Origin of the sequence: Promicromonospora kroppenstedtii DSM 19349 (genome assembly GCF_000515355.1) — a bacterium.
Lineage (GTDB): Bacteria > Actinomycetota > Actinomycetes > Actinomycetales > Cellulomonadaceae > Promicromonospora > Promicromonospora kroppenstedtii.
In genome coordinates this window covers 76236-76555 of the sequence record NZ_KI911665.1, presented here as the reverse complement: position 1 = coordinate 76555, position 320 = coordinate 76236, and the positions used below count along the sequence as shown (strand labels likewise).

1 pseudogene is annotated in these 320 nt (G+C 72.8%); it reads left to right on the top strand.

The features are described from left to right. Nucleotides 1-285 (top strand): annotated as a pseudogene (locus PROKR_RS34780) (cell division protein FtsZ); the annotation flags it as partial. Nucleotides 286-320 lie beyond the last annotated feature (35 nt).

Here is a 320-nt window from a genome sequence, read left to right as displayed (position 1 = left end):
GAGGCCCGCCGCGCGCCCGAGCAGGTCGGGGTCAACGGCATGCCGCCGTCGGTCCCGCCGACGCACCAGCCGTCGCCCGTGTCCACGCTGCCCCGCGTGATCGACGACGAGACCTCGGACGACGTTCCGCGCACGCTGGACGAGCCGGCCGTCGTCGTGCAGGGCTCGTTCAACCGGCAGGACGTCGGCCGCGAGCAGGGCGAGCGCGTGGAGGTGCCGCCGCTGTACGACGAGAACCCGCGTCGTTCGGCCGAGGACCTGGACGTCCCGGACTTCCTGAAGTGATCGGCCGGGTAGCCTCACACCCGTGAGCGAAACCC